Genomic DNA, 18,785 nt, shown 5'->3' on the forward strand with positions numbered 1-18,785 from the left:
TTAGAAAAACAGATTGTGCACTAAAAACACACGAAAGAACATCATTTCGAATTACTTATATTTCTTGCAACAAAAGAAAAGCAGCTAGCGATTTCAATGCTAACTGCTAAGAAATTATTTTACTTCTAAAATAACAACTTCCATATCTCCGCCTGGTGTAGTTAATTTAACCACATCATCAACATGTTTTCCCATTAAGGCTTTTGCAATTGGTGAATCATTTGAAATTTTACCTTCCATCGGATCAGCTTCTGCAGAACCAACAATAGTGTATGACTCTTCAAAATTAGCACGTTTCCCGTTAATTAACTCATCGAATGTAACAGTTTTCCCTAATGAAATAGTATTTGATGAATCATCTTCTGTAATGATTACTGAGTTACGAAGCATTTGCTCAATTAGCGAAATTCGCCCTTCCACAAATCCTTGCTCTTCTTTTGCTGAATCATATTCCGAGTTTTCCGATAAGTCACCAAAGCTTCGAGCAGTTTTTATACGCTCCACAACTTCCGGACGCTTTACCGTTTTAAGCGTGTTTAGTTCATCTTCTAATTTTTGCTTTCCTTCAAGTGTCATTGGATATTGCTTTTCGTTTGACATTATTCCCACTCCTTAGTAATAACTTGAAAACGTTTACTTTTCTACGTTTTTCTCTTCTGTATTAGCGTTCATAAATAACAGAAAACCCGACTACTAGTTTACAGTATGTGTAAATTACTTCTTTTAGAAGAGATTTACACTGCAAATACTAGCAGCCGAATTTCATGAATACTTATTTATCTATCAACAAATTTTCGGCATAAATTACGCCCAGATTTTATTCAAATACACTCGAATAACTCTCTAAAAAATCTGTGACATTGCCAGGTACTAACTTTTTACATCCACCAATTAAAAATATGAGAGTTGTATAAAGTAAAATGTAAATATTGTAAATACTACATCATCATATTACAAGTTTGCCTCAGTTTCAAGAATTGTTTTTATTTTCGTAACCATTAAGTCTATAGCAACGTTGTTATCTCCGCCTTCTGGAATGATAACATCGGCATATCGCTTTGTCGGCTCGATAAACAGATTATGCATCGGACGAACTGCTGTTAAGTATTGTTCAATAACAGAATCAGCTGTACGGCCACGCTCTTTAATATCACGCTGAATACGACGGATAATACGTAAGTCCGAATCCGTATCAACGAATAATTTAATATCCATTAAATCGCGTAAGCTTTCGTCTTCTAATACTAGAATTCCTTCGACTATTATAACATCTCTTGGCTCTACATGTATTACATCGGCCGAGCGTGTATGTTGAACATAGTCATACACCGGCTTTTCTACCGGCTGATAAGACAATAGCTCATTAATATGTTGGATTAATAACTGATTATCAAACGCAAGAGGGTGATCATAGTTTGTTTTTAGACGCTCTTCAAACGTCATATGACTTTGGTCTTTATAGTAATAATCCTGTTCGATTACAACTACCGAACGATCTTTAAAAACATCATATATTGCACGTGTTACACTCGTTTTACCTGAGCATGAGCCACCTGCGATCCCGATGACAACTGGTCGCTTTGACATTTAGTTATTCTCCTTTCGCATCATATCAAAGTGTGATAATGAGCGATCTACTTTAAATTTTACAATTTGCAGTGGGTGTCGGGCAACATCAAGCTCATTGCCGTCTTCATCCCATATCTGACCAACTGTCATTTTGAATGTTTCCATATTTGGACCGAAAAATTCAACCGTATCTCCCGATTTGAAATAGTTTCGTTGTTCCAGCGTAACCATTTGTGTTTCAGCATCATAATCCATTACAAATCCTGCGAAGTCCCATTTCATTTTATGTGAATGGAAGCCGAACATTTGCTGTTTATAGCTTGGTTCACCTTCAAAGAATGATGAAGCTGTTGCACGGTTTGCACAGCGTGCTAGCTCTTCTAGCCACTCTTTTTCAAACTTGAAATTTTCCGGGTCAGCACAGTAGGCATCGATCACTTTGCGGTATACAGAAACTACAGTGGCTACATAGTGAATAGATTTCATACGGCCTTCCACTTTTAACGAATCAATGCCCAATTCAATCATATGAGGAATAGATTCAATTAACTTCAAATCTTTTGGACTCATTGCGAAAGGTGCTTCACCTTCGTTAAATAATGCCACTTCTTCACCGTCATTGTTTTCATATAAATCATAATCCCAACGACATGATTGACAGCAACCGCCTCGGTTCGAGTCACGTGCCGTCATATGGTTGGAAAGTGTACAGCGTCCTGAATAGGCAATACACATTGCACCGTGCACGAATGCCTCGATTTCAATGTCTACCTCCTCTTTCATTTTGCGCATTTCTTCCCCGCCTACTTCACGTGCCAAAACTACTCGTTCTAAACCTTCATCTTTCCAGTACTTTACTGCTTTCCAGTTCGATAAAGATTGCTGTGTCGATAAGTGGATTTCTAAACTTGGCGCTGCCTTTTTACACGTTTCGATAATAAGTGGATCCGCAACGATAATCCCTTTAACGCCGGCTCCCTCGATTGCTTGTAAATATTCTTCAAGCCCGTCCATATTTTCATTATGGGCAAAGATATTCGTCGTTACATAAATAACCGCGCCGTATTTGTTGGCGAATTCAACGCCTTCCTTCATTTCCTCGATCGTGAAGTTACCCGCATTTGAACGTAAACCGAATTCCTGGCCACCGATAAATACGGCATCTGCGCCGTAATGTACGGCTACTTTTAATTTTTCCAAGCTTCCTGCCGGTGCAAGTAACTCAGGCTTTTTTGTAATAACTGTTTTTCCGTTAATTGTTTCACGGATTTTTTCGTTTTGAATTAACTGTAGCATGTTGCGTTCTCCTTCCTAGTAAACTGTTTCCTTGTAAATGAAGCCAGTATCCAGTGGGCGTAACGCTGGCTGAATTGCTTCCACTTGTTCAAAGAGCGATGATTTGATTTCGTCATATGCATCTTCGCCTTGTTCAAAGTACGTATCAATAGCTTGACGGTAAAGATTTGTCACTGTCACAACATAATCAAATGAATGGAGAACACCATCAATTTTCAATGAGTCTATTCCCGCTTCAAATAATTCATTCAGTTCTTCGATAATACACATATCATTTGGTGAGAAAATGTGCGTACCGTTTAAATCTTCGTAAATCGGGTATTTATTTTTACGTTCTTTATCATGTAAAAACATATTTTTATTTTCTTTACGATTTTCGATTTGCATCGCTTCATCACGGTATAGGAAATAATTACCCAATAGTGAACGCTTTGACTGGAACATACATGTCATCCCATGTACTTGCACTTCAATTTCATGTTTTGTGTTTTCTTTGATTTCAATGACCTCATCAACAGAAAGCTCACGGGCAAGTACAGCACGTTTACTACCGCGATCACCCCAATAATTCACTTGGAAGTAATTTGTTGCTGTCGTTTCAGGATTCCAATGCAATGGAATAGTAATTCCTAATTCACGCACTGCTACGATAACGGCCGGATCACCAAAGATAAGTGCATCAACACCAATACGTTGCATTTCTTTTAAATATTCATCCAGTGCATCTAAACGGTCATTATGAAATAAAGCATTGACAGCTACATACACTTTTTTATCTGCAGCATGGATTAATTTCGTAGCTTCTTCCACTTGTGCTACTGTAAATTCTCCAGCCAATCGCAGACCAAATTTCTGTTCACCAATAACGAAAGCATCTGCTCCTGCATCAAGTAATGCAGCCACATGCTCAACGGATTGGGGAGTAAGTAATAATTCTGGTTTATTCACTCTAATCACCTCTTCAAACAAATTAACAATCCATCACCGACTGGGAAAAAAGCGCTCGTATAATCCGGGTGCGACATAATCCAATCTGAGAATGTTTTTAAATTACGAATCATTGTTCTTTTTCTTCTAGGCACTTCTTTTATATCTAAATTTGAAAGCCCATGCATGTACATATTATCGATATATAATACCCCACCCGATGGAACAAGTGGAGAGTATTTTTCGAAAAACTTCATGTACTGACCTTTTGCCGCATCAATAAAAACAGCATCAAAAGTAGTTGGAAGCTTTTCCATTTCTACCTCTAACGCATCGCCCTCAATTATTTGTATACTGTTTGCCGCCTCTGACCTTGCAATAAACTCTTTAGCATATTGAACGCGTGATTCATCCCGTTCAATTGTCACAATCTGACAATCGGGTAATGCTTTTGCCATTCGCAGTGCAGAATAGCCAATGGCCGTACCAATTTCCAAAATAGCTTTCGGTTTTTGAATACGCAATAATTGATTCAATGATTCAATTCCGGCAAGCTGCATAATTGGGACATGATGTTGTTTTGCGAAGTTTTCCATTTCTACTAATAACTCATCACGCTCAGAAATGAAGGAAGCAATATAAGCGTCTGATAATTCCATTCTTCATTCTCCCTTTACCTGGTTGTTTACGCATATCTTATATCCATAAGAAAAAAGACGAAACGAAGATGTTTGCGCCTACAAAATTGTTATATAAGGACAAAAAATCACAACTTATAATAGCATGAAAAGAAAAGGAATGCGAATAATCTTTACTAAAATTCATCTTTAGACGGATTTTAAAAGCTATCCGATTCCTTTCCTTCTAATTATCGCAAATATTTCTCAATGTTTGCCAAATGCTCATCATATGATTTTGCGAAGTGATTCGTACCTTCTTTATCAGCCAGGAAGTATAAATAATCGGTTTGTGAAGGATTTAAAGCCGCTTCTATCGACGTTTTCCCCGCTCCTGCTATCGGTCCAGGAGGCAATCCTACATTCTGATACGTATTATATGGGTTGTCTACTTCTAAATCTTCATACAACACGCGATCCTTATGTGAGCCTAAAGCATATAAAACAGTCGGATCGGTTTGTAATGGCATATCAATATCCATACGGTTGTAAAATACACTAGCTATTGTTTCACGGTCAGTTTGCGCTGTTGCCTCTTCTTCAAGTAATGAAGCAAAAGTCAATAATTCGTGCACTGTCATTTCACGTTCTACCAAAATCGGTGTATATTCCGAAACAATTGTGTTCATCGAAGTGAGCATTGTCTTTACAATCTCTTCAATCGATGGATTTTCTTCATAAAACGGATATGTTGCAGGATATAAATAACCTTCCAATGCATGGCGAATATTTTCATTTAAAATATTCTCTGTTAATAAATCTGGATATTCAGTCATTAACTGCTCCACATAAGTTTTGTCCGTTACTTTTTTCAAGAAATCTTCTGCTTTATGAGGTGTATTTTTCTGTATGACACCAGCTACTTGCTCAAGTGTCAATCCTTCTGGAACTGTCATTGTAAATACTGGTTCACGATACACTCTGCCCGTTTTTAAACTTTCAATAATTTCGTCCAGGGTCATCGATTGTGTTAAAGAATAGTCACCCGCTTGGAATGCAGATTCATTTTTAAATTTTGTATAATATTTAAAAATCCTTGCATCTTTAATGATTCCCTTTTCTTCAAGAATGCTTGAAATCAAAGTAATTCCCGAACCCATAGGAATTTCAACTTCAATTTGCTTATTTGATTCCGGATCCATTGGTTCTAATGCGGATGATACATAATTATAGCCAGAGAATCCTGCAATGGCGATAATGATGAGAACGGCAAGTGCGATGATTCCTACAATTTTTCGCACAGTTTTAACTTCTCCTTTACGCTCATTCATCTTATTGAACATTTCTTTTTTTGAATTTTCATCTAGCACGGGAGCCCCCCCTTTTTCTCTTTCATATGATACATAAATTTCACTTGCGATACAATAATGAACAATGAATGTTACATGATTTGTATTTTATTAGCGACGTTATATAGAATAAAATGTTCTATTTAAAAGTATATTTGATAAATTTATTAACAATATAAAAAAACCTAACTAACGAATAACGTCAGTTAGGTTTGGGACTAATTTTGTGATAGTGAGTTTAAAACTTGCTCGACCATTTCCCACTCGGCATCGGTTTCAATCTGCAATAAGTCATCTACTTCACCATTCTCACCTGGGATGTAGGCAGAAGCAAATACTTCTTCCAGTTGTGGCTCACCGTCTTCTAAAGTAGCGTAAAATAAATAATTTTTCCCGTCATTTTCGAATCGGTGTAATATTTGACACATAATTTCTTCATCGTCGTCATTCGTAATTGTGAAGTAATTTGTTTGATCTGCACCAAATTCAGCCATTAAAGTATTCATTACTTCCTCTACCATCGCCCACTCTTCATCTGTTTCAATATCAGAGAAGCTTCCCATCTCGCCATTTGTATCCAGAACATAACGCAACGCTGAAATACCAGCCTCTTCATCACCAACTAGCGTAAACAGTACATATGAATGTTCATCTGAATCAAAAGTGAATACGACGCGGCATTGTTGCTCCCCGCCATCTTCTGTTTGTAAAATAAAAATATTATCTTCCATTCCTTTTCCTCCTAAATAATAAAACAGAGAAGGCTCATCACCCACTCTGTTTTTATGGTATCGAATGAATTATTCTTCTTCGCCTAATTCGTCTTCAATTTGGTTTAATACTTCTTCAATTAAATCCCATTCCGCTTCAGTTTCGATAGGCGTTAATTCACCATCTTCACCATTTTCAGCAGGAACGAATGCAGAAGCAAAGATTTCTACTGCTCCATCTTCATCTTCTTCTGCTCCTACTAAAGAATATAATACGTATGATTTACCGAATTCTTCAGAATCAAAAGTGTGTAAAATTTCGCAAAGTTGTTCATTGCCGTTTTCATCGACTACAGTAATATTGTTTTGTTGTTCTGACATGAAAGTCACCTCTTCATTAAATTTAAGTATTGCCGGTTGTTGCTTCGTATATTATACATAAAGCTAGTGCATATAAATACAAATAAGCCCTAGTTTAAGCAACATTGTTAGAAAGGATAAAACTAACCGCCTTGTTTGAAACAAAGCGGCGTTTAGTTTTTACTGTCTAAATAACCTTGTAAAATCATGACCGCAGCCATTTTATCAATCACTTGCTTACGTTTTTTTCGGCTAACATCCGCTTCAATAAGCATGCGCTCAGCAGCCATGGTCGTCATACGCTCATCCCACAGTTTGACAGGGAAACCGAAAGTATCTTCCAATAACTTTTTATAGTTTTCAGAAGCTTCCCCACGCGGACCGATAGTATTATTCATGTTCTTTGGATAGCCCACAACGAATTCAGTAACATTGTGTGCCTTTACAAGCTCGTTAATACGTTTAATCCCAAACTCGCCTGCTGCTTCATCAATTTTTATTGTTTCGATACCTTGCGCTGTCCAACCGAACGCATCACTAATTGCAACGCCGACTGTTTTCGTGCCGACGTCTAAACCCATAATCTTCATTTTTCCGCCTCAGCATTCCTTCTAATATAAAACTTTACGAGCTCCTCTAAAATTTCATCGCGCTCCAGCTTGCGGATTAAATTACGTGCGTCCTGGTGGCGAGGGATGTATGCCGGGTCACCAGATAATAAATACCCTACAATTTGGTTTGTTGGATTATACCCTTTTTCCTCTAAAGCCGTATACACCTTCAGCATCACTTGCTTTACTTCTTGTTCCATAGATTCCTCTGGAAAACTAAATTTCATCGTTTTATCGAAAGAACTCAAGACCAGCACCTCGCTTTCAGCAATAAAGAGATGGAGCATAGAAGCCCATCTCCATTTTTATCATTATAACTTATTCCCGCAAGCACTTCAAATATGCTAGTAGTAAATTTTAGATGTTTAGAAAGATTTTACTTTTTCATAGACTCCATTTAACGCTTCTTCTAGTTTTGAAGCATCTTTAGCACCAGCCATAGCCATATCAGGACGGCCGCCGCCTTTACCGCCACATGCTTCAGCAACATCCTTTACAATGTTACCTGCATGGTAGTTACCACCTACGATATCTTTCGTTACACCTGCGCATAGCATTACTTTATCGCCATCTACTGCACCTAGTACAATAACAGCTGCCTGCATTTTTTCTTTTAAATCATCCATCATTTGACGTAATTGATTATTATCTTTTGCATCCACTTTTGTTGCAAGTACCGTTACATCACCTATTTTTTGTGCTGCATCCAATACTGCGCCTGCTTGTGCATTTGCAATTTTTTGTGATAATGATTCATTTTCACGTTGTAATTGTTTATAGTCTGCCTGTAGACCTGCTACGCGTGTTGCTACATCTTTTGGATTTGCTTTTAAAAGAGCAGATGCTTCATTTAAAATTGCTTCTTCTTCTTTAATAGCTTCATATGCTGCTTTACCAGTTACAGCTTCGATACGACGAGTGCCTGCACCGATACCGCCTTCTGAAACAATTTTGAAAATGCCAATTTCTGAAGAACGGCTTACATGCAATCCACCGCATAGCTCAATCGAATAATCCGAAACAGCTACTACGCGTACAACATCACCATATTTTTCACCGAATAAAGCCATTGCGCCCATTGCTTTTGCAGAATCGATATCCATCTCCTGAATCACGACTTCGATATCTTCCCAAATTTTTTCATTTACTGCACGCTCTACTTGTGCAAGCTCCTCTTTCGTTGCTGCACCGAAGTGAGAGAAGTCGAAACGTAAACGGTCGGGTCCAACGTAAGAGCCTGCCTGTGCTACATGGTCACCTAATACATCCTTTAAGGCACGGTGCATTAAGTGTGTTGCTGTATGGTTTTTAAGGATTAATTTACGTTTTGATTCATCTACTTTCGCAGTAGCCTCATCCCCAACATTCATTTCACCTGATTCCACTACAACAGTGTGTAACGGTTGACCATTTGGCGCCTTTTGAACATCTTTAACAATTGCTGTAAATCCGTCTGCTTCAATGACACCAGTATCGGCAATTTGACCACCCATTTCAGCATAGAATGGTGTTTCAGAAAGAATAATTAATGCTTCTTCTCCTTCATTAGCCGTTGTCGTTTCTTGACCATTTACAACAATTGCAGCAATTTTTGCTGAAGTTTCAAATGCATCATAAATAAATGTTGATTGCTGTTTTAAGTTTGAAAGTACTTCGTTTTGCACTTGCATAGAATCCACATCTGCACGCGCGTTACGAGCTCGATTACGTTGTTGTTCCATAGAAGCTTCAAAACCATCATGATCTACTGTCATACCAACTTCTTCTGCATATTCTTCCGTTAATTCGATTGGGAAACCGAATGTATCGTAAAGACGGAATGCATCCGCGCCAGGAATAACTGTTTCACCTTTTGCTTTTTGGCTCTCCACTACTTCGTTAAAGATTGCCAGTCCTCCATCAAGTGTTTCATGGAAGCGAACTTCTTCGTTTTTAATAACACGTTGAATAAATGCTTCCTTTTCTTTTACTTGTGGATAGAAATCTTGCATAATCTCCCCAACAGTCGGAACTAATTCAAACATAAATGGCTTTTCAATACCGATTTTTTTCGCATAACGAACTGCTCGGCGTAATAAACGACGTAAAACATAGCCTCGTCCTTCGTTTGATGGCAATGCTCCGTCACCTATTGCAAATGCTACTGTACGAATATGGTCCGCAATTACTTTAAATGGTGTGTTAATATCTTCTGCTGAACCGAAAATCTCTTTTAAATTTACTTCATGTGGACGTTTGTATGAACGGTTAGCAAAGCTTTCTGTTTTTTCGATAATCGGCATGAAAAGGTCCGTATCAAAGTTTGTTGGTACATTTTGTACGACAGAAACGATACGCTCAAGACCCATACCTGTATCAATATTTTGCTTCGGTAGTGGTGTATATGTCCCGTCAGGATTGTGATTGAATTGAGAAAACACTAAATTCCACACTTCTAAATATCGCTCATTCTCCCCACCTGTATACATTTCTTCTGGTGGTGCACCAAAACCATACTCTTCTCCGCGGTCATAAAAAATTTCTGAGTTCGGACCAGAAGGACCTTCTCCGATATCCCAGAAATTCCCCTCTAAACGGATTAAACGCTCTTTAGGAATTCCAATTTCGTTATGCCATACGTCATACGCTTCTTGGTCTTCAGGATGAATCGTTACTGATAATTTTTCCGGGTCAAAGCCCATCCATTTTTCATCCGTTAAAAATTCCCAAGCATAATGAATGGATTCTTTTTTAAAGTAATCCCCGATTGAGAAATTCCCCAGCATTTCAAAGAAAGTATGGTGACGCGCAGTTTTCCCTACGTTTTCAATATCGTTTGTACGAATCGATTTTTGTGCATTTGTAATACGTGGATTGTCCGGTATAATACGTCCATCAAAATATGGCTTTAATGTTGCAACTCCTGAGTTAATCCATAAAAGTGATGGGTCATTGATTGGTACTAATGGTGCTGATGGTTCAATGTGATGCCCTTTTTCTTTAAAGAAATCAAGATATAGACGACGAATTTCAGAACCTGTCATTGTTTTTGTAGTCATAATTATTTCCTCCTATAATGTTTTTGAAGTACGATGAATTGGGCACAAAAAAAGCCTTCATCCCGGTAAAGGGACGAAGACTATTATCTCGTGGTACCACCCTAATTTATAATGCAATAAGCATTATATCTCAAGTGCTTTTAACGTAAGCATACGGCAGGTATTAGCTGCACTCTGGAGTAGCTTTCCGTAATTTTCGCGGAGATTTTTTCAGCCTAGAAATCTCTTTCTGCTCACGAAGTCCAATACGTACTTGTTCCATCATCGTTTTCATATATATATGTTCTTCATTATAAAAAATTGATTTCGTGCTGTCAATCCGCAATCCTTAATAATTAAAACGATTTTTCGTTAATAAGATCAAAACAATGGCTGGTACTGTACAAATAACCATTCCTAAAAATGCCAAACTAGGCTCGATTTCATACAGAGCTCCTCCTAAAAGAGTTAAGATGGCTGCACTTAAACTCATTGCAAGCGCAGAATAAATCCCCTGTGCATTAGGAATTTGTTCTTTCGGTAAAGCTTGAGAAATATAGCGAATGAATGCGTAATGCGCCATTGCAAATGACAGGGCATGAAGTGCCTGTGACACAATAAACATTGGCATATTCGGAAAAGCATATATTAAAATCCAGCGAACAGTAGAGCCAATTGCCGCCAGTAACATTAACGAAGACGGCTTCCATTTCGTTAAAAACGTATCTGCCTTTAAAAAATATATAATCTCAAATAACACTGCTACATTCAAAATCATTCCAATATAAAACGGATTTACATTTAACTCCTGTAAATATATATATCCATAATTATAGTAAGATGCATGTGCTCCTTGAAGTAGAATAACTACAAATAATACGACGATGAAACTTTTTACATCGAAAAGCCCTTTCATCGATAATGATTTTCCTGTTTCCTTTGCAGGAGCTAAACTCAATACATCAGGGGCAGGCATTAATTGAATTGCTAATAATGCTGTTAAACCGAAAATCATTGCCCATAAAATCATTTGCTCGCCGTACATTCCCGTAATCATACTAATAATTAACACAGCAACTACGTATCCGAATGAGCCAAGTGAACGTGCTTTTCCATAATGAATTCCCCCGTGTTGCATTAATGTCGCTGCGCTGCTTTCCACTGCTGGTAATAATGCCGGATACAATGCACTAAAAAGCATCGTCATGATGAATAAGCCTATAAAAGAATCGATCGGTACATAGAGTATTGCGGTTACTAAAGACGCTACTGTGAAGAATACGAGTACATTTTTATTACTCATTATTTTTGATACATACGGGAAAATTAGGATTGTTGATATTGCTCGTGCAACTAAACCAAACCCCATTATAATACTCGCATCTGAAACGGTTAAACCTTTGTCATTAATAAGCCAGCCTGTCCAATAAGGTAAAAAAATACCCCATGTAATAAAGAACATAAAAAAATTCTTTGCCAGCCAACGCTGATTGTTCATAATAATACAGCCTTCTTCCATTCTTATAATGTTGAATAATAGCACGACAATTTGTACAATAATGTGAGATATCTCATATTTTCTATTAAGGAGTTGCTTTATAATTTGAGAAAGTTATCACTAGAAGAAAGTAAACATTATATTGAGCATTACCCTATTTCTCAATATTTTTCATTTGATATTACTCCCTTTATCCAAGTATATGAATTTGATAAAGGAGAGTATATTTTCCATGAGCATTCATTTCCTGATTATTTATATTACATGATTGAAGGAAAAGCGAAATTATATGTTACACATAAAAACGGAAAAATTTCTCTTATTGATTTTATAACATCTCCTACTTTTATGGGAGAAATGGAGTTATTAAATGCGGAGCGCTATTCAAAAGGCATCCAGACCGTTACAACATCCATTTGTTTTGCAATCTCAATACGTGAAGTAAAGGAAAAATTATTAGCTGATCCGGTATTTTTAAAAATGCTCTGTCTTTTTTTAAGTCAAAAGACAATGAATGCGACAGCCAAATATACACAAAACCAGGCTTATCCTTTAGAAAATAGACTCGCATCATTCATTTTACTATCGTCTGATCAACAATTCTATAAAGAAAAACATACAGAGGTATGCGAATATTTAGGGGTATCATACCGACACTTATTATTTGTTCTTGCACATTTTTGCGAAGAAGAATACTTAACGAAGAAAGATCGGGGATATGTACTAACAAATCGACAAGCATTAGAAAAACTCGCTAGCGAAATTACGTATTAAAAAGACTGTGCTAAAAGTAATTTTTAGCACAGTCTCCTATAAAATAATTTCTTATATTTTGAACAAAATAAAAAAGTTTAAATAAACATACCTGCAATAGCAGCTGATAGTAGTGATGCTAACGTACCTGCAGCAACTGCCTTAACGGCAAGTTTTGCAATCATGCTGCGTTTTTCAGGAGCCATACCACCAAGACCACCGATTAAAATACCCATTGAGCTTAAGTTAGCAAACCCGCATAGGGCAAATGAAATAATAATCGCTGTCTTATCCGTAAACTCACCAATCATAGGACCGAAGTTAGAATAGGCTACGAATTCGTTTAAAATTAGTTTTTGACCAATAAACGAACCAGCGCGAACCGCTTCATCCCATGGTACACCAATTAAAAATGCCAACGGAGCAAATACATACCCTAAAATCCCTTCAAGGGTTACGTTATCTAAGGCTGTCCATCCTGTATAGTTACCTATCCAGCCAGTTACGCCACCTAAAATACCATTCAGCAATGCGATTAATGCGATGAAACTTAGTAACATTGCACCAACGTTTACTGCTAATTTTAAACCGTCAGATGCACCAACAGCAGCAGCATCAATAACGTTTGTAGCTTCAGAATTACGTTCTAATTTGAAATCTGCTTCATCAATTTCTTCTGTTTCAGGAATCATTAACTTTGCCATAACCAAACCAGCAGGAGCAGCCATGAAACTTGCCGCCAATAAGTATTCAAGAGGAACACCTAATAAAGAATAGCCGATTAATACTGAACCAGAAACAGATGCAAGTCCACCAGTCATAACAGCGAACATTTGAGATTTTGTCATTTTATTTAAAAACGGACGAATAACAAGTGGCGCTTCTGTTTGACCAACGAAAATGTTTGCAGCAGCATTCACTGATTCTGCCTTTGTTGTACCTAATACTTTTGATAAAAAGCCACCAATAATTTTAATAATGAATTGCATAATCCCTAAGTAGTAAAGAACAGAGATTAGAGAAGAGAAGAAAATAATAATCGTCAATACACTCATCGCAAATACAAAACCTACATTATCGGCATCTGCTAATCCGCCAAAAACGAAGGAAATCCCTTCATTTGCATAACTGATTAACTTTTGCACACCTCCAGAAAGTTCCATTAACTTCTCACGGCCATATGACCACTTTAAAACGATAAAAGCGAAGATTAGTTGTACAACTAAGCCTGATATAATAATTCTCCACTGAATTGCTTTACGGTTATTTGATAACGCTATAGCAATCGCTACAATTCCAACAATACCTATGATTCCCCAAACGAAATCCATGTTTGCGCACCTTCTTCTTTAATTTTGAAAACCTTTTCATTTTACATTATTTGACATTCAACTTCGGACGTCATATAAGTTTTTATTATACTAACATAATCAAATTCATATTATTAATTAATAGTTTCTTTAAAAACTTCTGACATTTATATTTTTTTGATAAATGTTCTCAAGATATTATGCACTTCCCATAATTTTTTATTATTATTTTAAAAACATTTCCCTATTTTATTGATGATAAACTATCCTAATTTTCAAATAAAAATCTTGAAATCAGTAACTTTTTATACAATAAAAAACCAGCTATTTTTATTCATAACGAAAAAAATAGCTGGTTTTATTATTCATTAAAGTCATATGGGGAAATGTCATTCATGCCAATTAATGGGTGAATATATGGTGCAGTTTCTACCGTTAAATGATTCGGTAATGATTCTCCGATTTTATGTGAAGATGTAGTATTTAGAAGGCCTAACTGTTCAGTAGATGTTTTTGATTGTTTTTTGTCATTGAATTCAACTGCATTTTCTTCTTTTTTCGGTATTTCATTTACTACCTCGGTTGCTACAATTTCAGGATTAAGTCGTGCCTTTAATGTTGTCAGTCGTGTTAAATCATCATTTTTGGCTAAGCCACTCGCTAATACATCAGGCTCGCCACATAAAATTAAAAAGTTTTTTGCACGTGTTATTCCCGTATACAGTAAATTTCTACGTAGCATTTTAGAATAGCTGCGAACTACCGGCATAATTACCGTTTGAAATTCCGAGCCCTGGGATTTATGAATGGAACAGCAATATGCCAAAGTAATTTGATTTAAATCTGCACGTTGATATGTCACTTCAATCCCATCATAACTAACAATCAGCAAATCCTGCTTTTCCACTGTTTCCTTTGCTCGAATAATGGAAATCACTTCACCCATGTCACCGTTAAATACATTATTATCTGGCTGATTGACAAGCTGGAGTACTTTATCCCCGATTCGGTATATCGTATCTCCAAAAACGATTTCCTTTCGTGTTCCGTCATTCGGATTGACAAGCTGTTGTATTTCTTTGTTCAAGCTATCAATTCCAGCCGGACCTTTATACATTGGAGCAAGTACTTGAATATCACGAATTGCTTGCCCTTTAGCAAGAGCACCTTTCACAATTTGTGTAACAACACTTGTCACTTGTGCAGTTCCGGCCTGAATGAACGAGCGGTCCGTTGTTTTAGCAGTTAATGTTTCTGGAACAGTCCCCTTCTTAATCTGATGGGCCATTTCAATAATTGTAGAACCTTCTGCCTGACGGTAAATATCAGTTAATTCTACTGTTGGAATTTGTTTAGATGCAAGCAGATCTTTTAAAACTTGTCCAGGACCTACAGGCGGCAACTGGTCCTGATCCCCTACAAATACGACCTGCACATCTTCATGAAGCGCTTTAAGCAGCTGATGGGCAAGCCATGTATCTACCATTGACATCTCATCGATAATAATGAGGCGACCTACAACTTCACGCTCAGTTTCCTCATCCTTTTCCTGACCATTAAAACCTAATAATCGGTGAATTGTCATTGCTGGTAAACCTGTTGATTCGGCTAACCTTTTCGCTGCCCGGCCAGTTGGTGCTGCCAGGACAATAGGAAACGGCTCTTCTTTTTCAGCATAAGTTTTTGGATTTAATGATAATCCGTGAAGTTCTGCATAAACTTCGACTAGACCACGCACAACAGTCGTTTTCCCGGTACCCGGACCACCTGTTAAAATCATAACAGCAGAGTTTAGAGCCGTTTCAATAGCTAATGCTTGCGTAGGTGCATATGTCACATCGTACTGTTCTTCAATATCACCAATTGCTTTACGAATTTCATCACGTGAAAAATTCTCAGCTACTTTATTTTTTTCTTTAAGCTCATTTATCTTGCTGGCAATGCCGACTTCACTAAAATACAAAGAAGGTAAATACATACGCGTTTCTTCGCCGCATATTTTTGAATCCTCTCGCATATCAATCGCTGCTTTTGAGATCGCTTCATATGGAATTTCGATACGCTGGCTTTGCTCAAGCATTTCTTTAACCATTGGAAGTACCATTTCCGCATCCAAATAGACATGACCTTCTGATAATGCTGCATTAGTCAGTACATGGAAAATGGCCGCTTTTATACGGTCCGGATGATTTCCGGTTATCCCTAGCTTGGCACCAAGTTCATCGGCACGAATAAATCCAATTCCTTCTACTTCTTCAATAAGGCGGTAAGGATTTTCTGTTAATAAACTTAAGGTTTCTTCACGATATGCCTGGTATATCTTCATACCGAGCTGTGGTCCAAATCCCCACTCATTGAGACGAACCATTACCCTCTCTAACCCTAGATTTTCTTCGATTGTTTGACGAATATGTAACTTCTTTTCAGCAGATAAACGAGGAACCGCATCAAGTGCAGATGGATCTTCTAAAATTTTCGTTAACGCATCCATCCCCAACTTCTCAACAATTGTTTCTGCTGTTTTTCTCCCTACTCCTGAAAATAAGTCACTGGATAAATAATGGACAATCCCTTGCTCTGTTGTTGGTACTTCTTTTTCAAATGTTTCAATCTGAAATTGCATCCCGTATTTTGGATGACTTTTCATTTGTCCGGTGAATCGATATAGTTCATCGTCTACTAACTTTGGAAAATAGCCTACGACAATAATTTCTTTTTCATCATACTGAAGATTTGTTTCTTGTATTTTGACACGAACAATGGAGTACATATTCGTTGCATTATGAAAAATTGTTACAATAGGTCGACCTAAAATAAATAACTTATTTATGTCAAACAAATTTAGATTTTCCGCCATTTTCATGCCACACTTTCTAATAATTGTATGCTCATTTTATCATACACACAGCGCTCTGTCTTACTATATAGTGCATGAACTGTTACGTCTGATTTTTCTATTAATTTAGTATAGTAAAATGTTATGATAGGAATAGATTTCAAGAGAAAGTAGTGAAAAATATGAACTTTAGACCTTGTATTGATTTACATGACGGGAAAGTTAAACAAATTGTCGGAAGTACGCTTGGATATGAGAATAAAGAAGTCATTGAAAATTTTACATCCGATCAGGATGCCTCCTATTACGCTTCATTATTTCAGCAAAACAATTTAACTGGTGGACATGTTATCATGCTTGGTCCTGGGAATGAAGAAGCAGCCATTCGTGCATTACACGCATATCCAAATGGACTACAAATTGGTGGCGGCATTACTGCAGATAATGCGCAAAAGTATATCGATTCCGGGGCAACACATGTCATTGTCACTTCATATATTTTCCATGATGGATTGCTTGATTTAAATCGATTGGAACAATTAGTTGAAAAAATCGGTAAAGAACATCTTGTCATTGATTTAAGCTGCCGCAAGCGAGATGATAAATGGTTTGTAGTGACTGATAAATGGACAAAATTCAGTGATTTTGAAGTAAATGCTCAATCGATAAAAGAAATTGAAGCATATTGCGATGAGCTGCTTATTCATGCAGTTGATGTTGAAGGTAAGCGTGGAGGCATGCAGGCGGATTTAGTACGTGATTTGGCTGAATGGACAACGATTCCAACAACGTATGCTGGAGGCGTTCGTTCGCTTGATGACCTGAAAAAGTTTGAAGCCATTTCAAAGGGTAAATTACATGTAACAATCGGTAGTGCACTGTCCATTTTTGGTGGGGACTTAGATTTTCAAACGGTTGTGAATTACTGTGAAGGCATTGTTTAAACAAAACTTATAACAGCCTTCAGCAAAATTAAAGCTGCTAAAGAGTAATTTCTTTAGCAGCCTTGTTACTTTATATATTCGCCATCAGACGTTTTGCAATCATTTGGAATTCTTCAGGACCAATACCAGGCGCAAATTCTTCCGGCAATTCATCTAAATCAGGCATTTTTGCACCCTTTGGCATTCCTTCCTCTACAATGAGGGGAGCATTTGTCCATGGATGTGTTCCTTTCCAAATTTTGTTTATATCCTGATAATCCCCTACATAATTCCACGTAAACAGTACATTTCCGTATCCGCGATCTTCATACTTCCGCGCGTGATCAAATACATGATTATCAAGGCTAGGTATCGGGAGCATCTTTGTTACATCCAATCCTGTCGCCATCTCAATTGCTTTCGCATAAGCAACAACATGTGTACCACCTCGCACTAATAAATAGCCAATCATTTCACGTGCTGTCGGATGATCTGTCATTTCATACACACGCATTTTATGAGTCCGCGCCCCACATTCCAAAAAGAAATTGTGCAGTAAATCAAGCACTAAATTTCCACTAGAAAACACATATTCCCCGTTCCATGGTTTCCCCATCGAATCGACAGGTAAAGATGTTTGTGCAGATGCAATGAAACTTTGCGTATTGCGCATATTTTTAGCGTTCATCATCGGTGCAAGATTCGGGTTTCCGGAAAACGTTGTATCCTTGCTTAATAAATTAATCGTAGTGGCTACGAGTTCTACATGTCCAAATTCTTCTGCTGTAATACTCGCCACTAAGTCATAAAAAGGTTTTAATTTTTTCTTACCACGGAAGTTGAATGACTGATACATATAGTTGTTCAGAGTCGACATTTCTCCGAATTTCCCACCTAACAATTCTTGTACCGCACTTGCTGCATTTGCATCCCCATATTCAACCTGTGGTAAATCAATAGCTAAACGATTAACGCGTTGGAACAATAAAGCACCCCCTAATTGTCATAG

Annotated in this window: 17 protein-coding genes and 1 other annotated feature; of the genes, 2 read left to right on the top strand and 15 right to left on the bottom strand. The window is 37.3% G+C overall.

What is annotated here, in order from left to right; genetic code table 11:
- Window positions 1-114: 114 nt before the first annotated feature.
- The 12 genes from greA to H9632_RS03260 all read right to left on the bottom strand — a co-directional run bounded on the left by greA (window position 115) and on the right by H9632_RS03260 (window position 11,954).
- Window positions 115-600, bottom strand: a complete 486-nt coding sequence (greA, locus tag H9632_RS03205) for a transcription elongation factor GreA (RefSeq protein ID WP_191702682.1) — start codon at window positions 598-600, stop codon at window positions 115-117.
- 351 nt (window positions 601-951) lie between these two features.
- Complete coding sequence (udk, locus tag H9632_RS03210; RefSeq protein WP_191702683.1) at window positions 952-1,587, bottom strand: uridine kinase; 636 nt, start codon at window positions 1,585-1,587, stop codon at window positions 952-954.
- A complete protein-coding gene (locus H9632_RS03215; RefSeq protein ID WP_191702684.1) occupies window positions 1,588-2,865 on the bottom strand; it encodes a peptidase U32 family protein in 1,278 nt (425 codons plus the stop codon). It abuts the gene before it with no gap.
- Between the two features lie 15 nt (window positions 2,866-2,880).
- The gene (locus tag H9632_RS03220; protein ID WP_191702685.1) at window positions 2,881-3,813 is read right to left on the bottom strand and encodes a peptidase U32 family protein; all 933 of its coding nucleotides are present in this window, start codon (window positions 3,811-3,813) and stop codon (window positions 2,881-2,883) included.
- Between the two features lie 5 nt (window positions 3,814-3,818).
- Window positions 3,819-4,451: an O-methyltransferase gene (locus tag H9632_RS03225; protein WP_191702686.1), complete on the bottom strand. Its 633-nt coding sequence runs from the start codon at window positions 4,449-4,451 to the stop codon at window positions 3,819-3,821.
- 209 nt (window positions 4,452-4,660) lie between these two features.
- A complete protein-coding gene (gene mltG, locus H9632_RS03230) occupies window positions 4,661-5,752 on the bottom strand; it encodes an endolytic transglycosylase MltG (RefSeq protein WP_191702918.1) in 1,092 nt (363 codons plus the stop codon).
- A 224-nt stretch (window positions 5,753-5,976) separates the two neighbouring features.
- Window positions 5,977-6,489: a DUF1292 domain-containing protein gene (locus H9632_RS03235; RefSeq protein ID WP_191702687.1), complete on the bottom strand. Its 513-nt coding sequence runs from the start codon at window positions 6,487-6,489 to the stop codon at window positions 5,977-5,979.
- A gap of 69 nt (window positions 6,490-6,558) precedes the next feature.
- Complete coding sequence (locus H9632_RS03240; protein ID WP_191700320.1) at window positions 6,559-6,849, bottom strand: DUF1292 domain-containing protein; 291 nt, start codon at window positions 6,847-6,849, stop codon at window positions 6,559-6,561.
- Window positions 6,850-7,001: 152 nt separating this feature from the next.
- Complete coding sequence (gene ruvX, locus H9632_RS03245) at window positions 7,002-7,418, bottom strand: Holliday junction resolvase RuvX (RefSeq protein WP_191702688.1); 417 nt, start codon at window positions 7,416-7,418, stop codon at window positions 7,002-7,004.
- Entirely contained in the window at window positions 7,415-7,687 is a 273-nt protein-coding gene (locus H9632_RS03250) for an IreB family regulatory phosphoprotein (protein ID WP_191700322.1), read from the bottom strand. Before H9632_RS03250 ends, ruvX begins: the two co-directional genes overlap by 4 nt.
- Before the next feature lie 117 nt (window positions 7,688-7,804).
- Window positions 7,805-10,477, bottom strand: a complete 2,673-nt coding sequence (alaS, locus tag H9632_RS03255) for an alanine--tRNA ligase (protein ID WP_225223661.1) — start codon at window positions 10,475-10,477, stop codon at window positions 7,805-7,807.
- 66 nt (window positions 10,478-10,543) lie between these two features.
- Window positions 10,544-10,751 (bottom strand) — a binding site (T-box leader).
- A gap of 54 nt (window positions 10,752-10,805) precedes the next feature.
- Window positions 10,806-11,954 (bottom strand): MFS transporter, encoded by a 1,149-nt coding sequence (locus H9632_RS03260; protein ID WP_191702689.1) that lies wholly within the window; start codon window positions 11,952-11,954, stop codon window positions 10,806-10,808.
- 105 nt (window positions 11,955-12,059) lie between these two features.
- On the opposite strand from H9632_RS03260, the gene yeiL reads away from it, so the two are divergent.
- Window positions 12,060-12,728 carry a transcriptional regulator YeiL gene (gene yeiL, locus H9632_RS03265; RefSeq protein ID WP_191702690.1) on the top strand — a complete coding sequence of 223 codons (669 nt, stop codon included), beginning with the start codon at window positions 12,060-12,062 and terminating at the stop codon, window positions 12,726-12,728.
- A 77-nt stretch (window positions 12,729-12,805) separates the two neighbouring features.
- Here yeiL and H9632_RS03270 read toward each other — a convergent pair whose 3' ends face one another.
- Together H9632_RS03270 and recD2 are read right to left on the bottom strand one after the other, a co-directional pair.
- Complete coding sequence (locus tag H9632_RS03270) at window positions 12,806-14,038, bottom strand: NupC/NupG family nucleoside CNT transporter (RefSeq protein WP_191702691.1); 1,233 nt, start codon at window positions 14,036-14,038, stop codon at window positions 12,806-12,808.
- A gap of 340 nt (window positions 14,039-14,378) precedes the next feature.
- Complete coding sequence (gene recD2, locus H9632_RS03275) at window positions 14,379-16,874, bottom strand: SF1B family DNA helicase RecD2 (RefSeq protein ID WP_191702692.1); 2,496 nt, start codon at window positions 16,872-16,874, stop codon at window positions 14,379-14,381.
- A 161-nt stretch (window positions 16,875-17,035) separates the two neighbouring features.
- Between recD2 and hisA the strand changes: the two genes are divergently transcribed.
- Window positions 17,036-17,797 carry a phosphoribosylformimino-5-aminoimidazole carboxamide ribotide isomerase gene (gene hisA / locus H9632_RS03280; protein ID WP_191702693.1) on the top strand — a complete coding sequence of 254 codons (762 nt, stop codon included), beginning with the start codon at window positions 17,036-17,038 and terminating at the stop codon, window positions 17,795-17,797.
- A 70-nt stretch (window positions 17,798-17,867) separates the two neighbouring features.
- Here the strand turns inward: hisA and H9632_RS03285 are convergent, their stop codons facing one another.
- Complete coding sequence (locus H9632_RS03285; RefSeq protein ID WP_191702694.1) at window positions 17,868-18,761, bottom strand: manganese catalase family protein; 894 nt, start codon at window positions 18,759-18,761, stop codon at window positions 17,868-17,870.
- Between the last annotated feature and the right edge of the window lie 24 nt (window positions 18,762-18,785).

Source organism: Solibacillus merdavium (assembly GCF_014836935.1).
Classification (GTDB): Bacteria; Bacillota; Bacilli; order Bacillales_A; family Planococcaceae; genus Solibacillus; species Solibacillus ferritrahens.

Excerpts from the sequence above, each read along its gene's own strand:
- greA (WP_191702682.1), bottom strand. The coding sequence starts at position 600 with ATGTCAAACGAAAAGCAATATCCAATGACACTTGAAGGAAAGCAAAAA.
- udk (WP_191702683.1), bottom strand. The coding sequence starts at position 1,587 with ATGTCAAAGCGACCAGTTGTCATCGGGATCGCAGGTGGCTCATGCTCA.
- H9632_RS03215 (WP_191702684.1), bottom strand. The coding sequence starts at position 2,865 with ATGCTACAGTTAATTCAAAACGAAAAAATCCGTGAAACAATTAACGGA.
- H9632_RS03225 (WP_191702686.1), bottom strand. The coding sequence starts at position 4,451 with ATGGAATTATCAGACGCTTATATTGCTTCCTTCATTTCTGAGCGTGAT.
- mltG (WP_191702918.1), bottom strand. The coding sequence starts at position 5,752 with ATGTTCAATAAGATGAATGAGCGTAAAGGAGAAGTTAAAACTGTGCGA.
- H9632_RS03235 (WP_191702687.1), bottom strand. The coding sequence starts at position 6,489 with ATGGAAGATAATATTTTTATTTTACAAACAGAAGATGGCGGGGAGCAA.
- H9632_RS03240 (WP_191700320.1), bottom strand. The coding sequence starts at position 6,849 with ATGTCAGAACAACAAAACAATATTACTGTAGTCGATGAAAACGGCAAT.
- ruvX (WP_191702688.1), bottom strand. The coding sequence starts at position 7,418 with ATGAAGATTATGGGTTTAGACGTCGGCACGAAAACAGTCGGCGTTGCA.
- alaS (WP_225223661.1), bottom strand. The coding sequence starts at position 10,477 with ATGACTACAAAAACAATGACAGGTTCTGAAATTCGTCGTCTATATCTT.
- H9632_RS03260 (WP_191702689.1), bottom strand. The coding sequence starts at position 11,954 with ATGAACAATCAGCGTTGGCTGGCAAAGAATTTTTTTATGTTCTTTATT.
- H9632_RS03270 (WP_191702691.1), bottom strand. The coding sequence starts at position 14,038 with ATGGATTTCGTTTGGGGAATCATAGGTATTGTTGGAATTGTAGCGATT.
- recD2 (WP_191702692.1), bottom strand. The coding sequence starts at position 16,874 with ATGGCGGAAAATCTAAATTTGTTTGACATAAATAAGTTATTTATTTTA.
- hisA (WP_191702693.1), top strand. The coding sequence starts at position 17,036 with ATGAACTTTAGACCTTGTATTGATTTACATGACGGGAAAGTTAAACAA.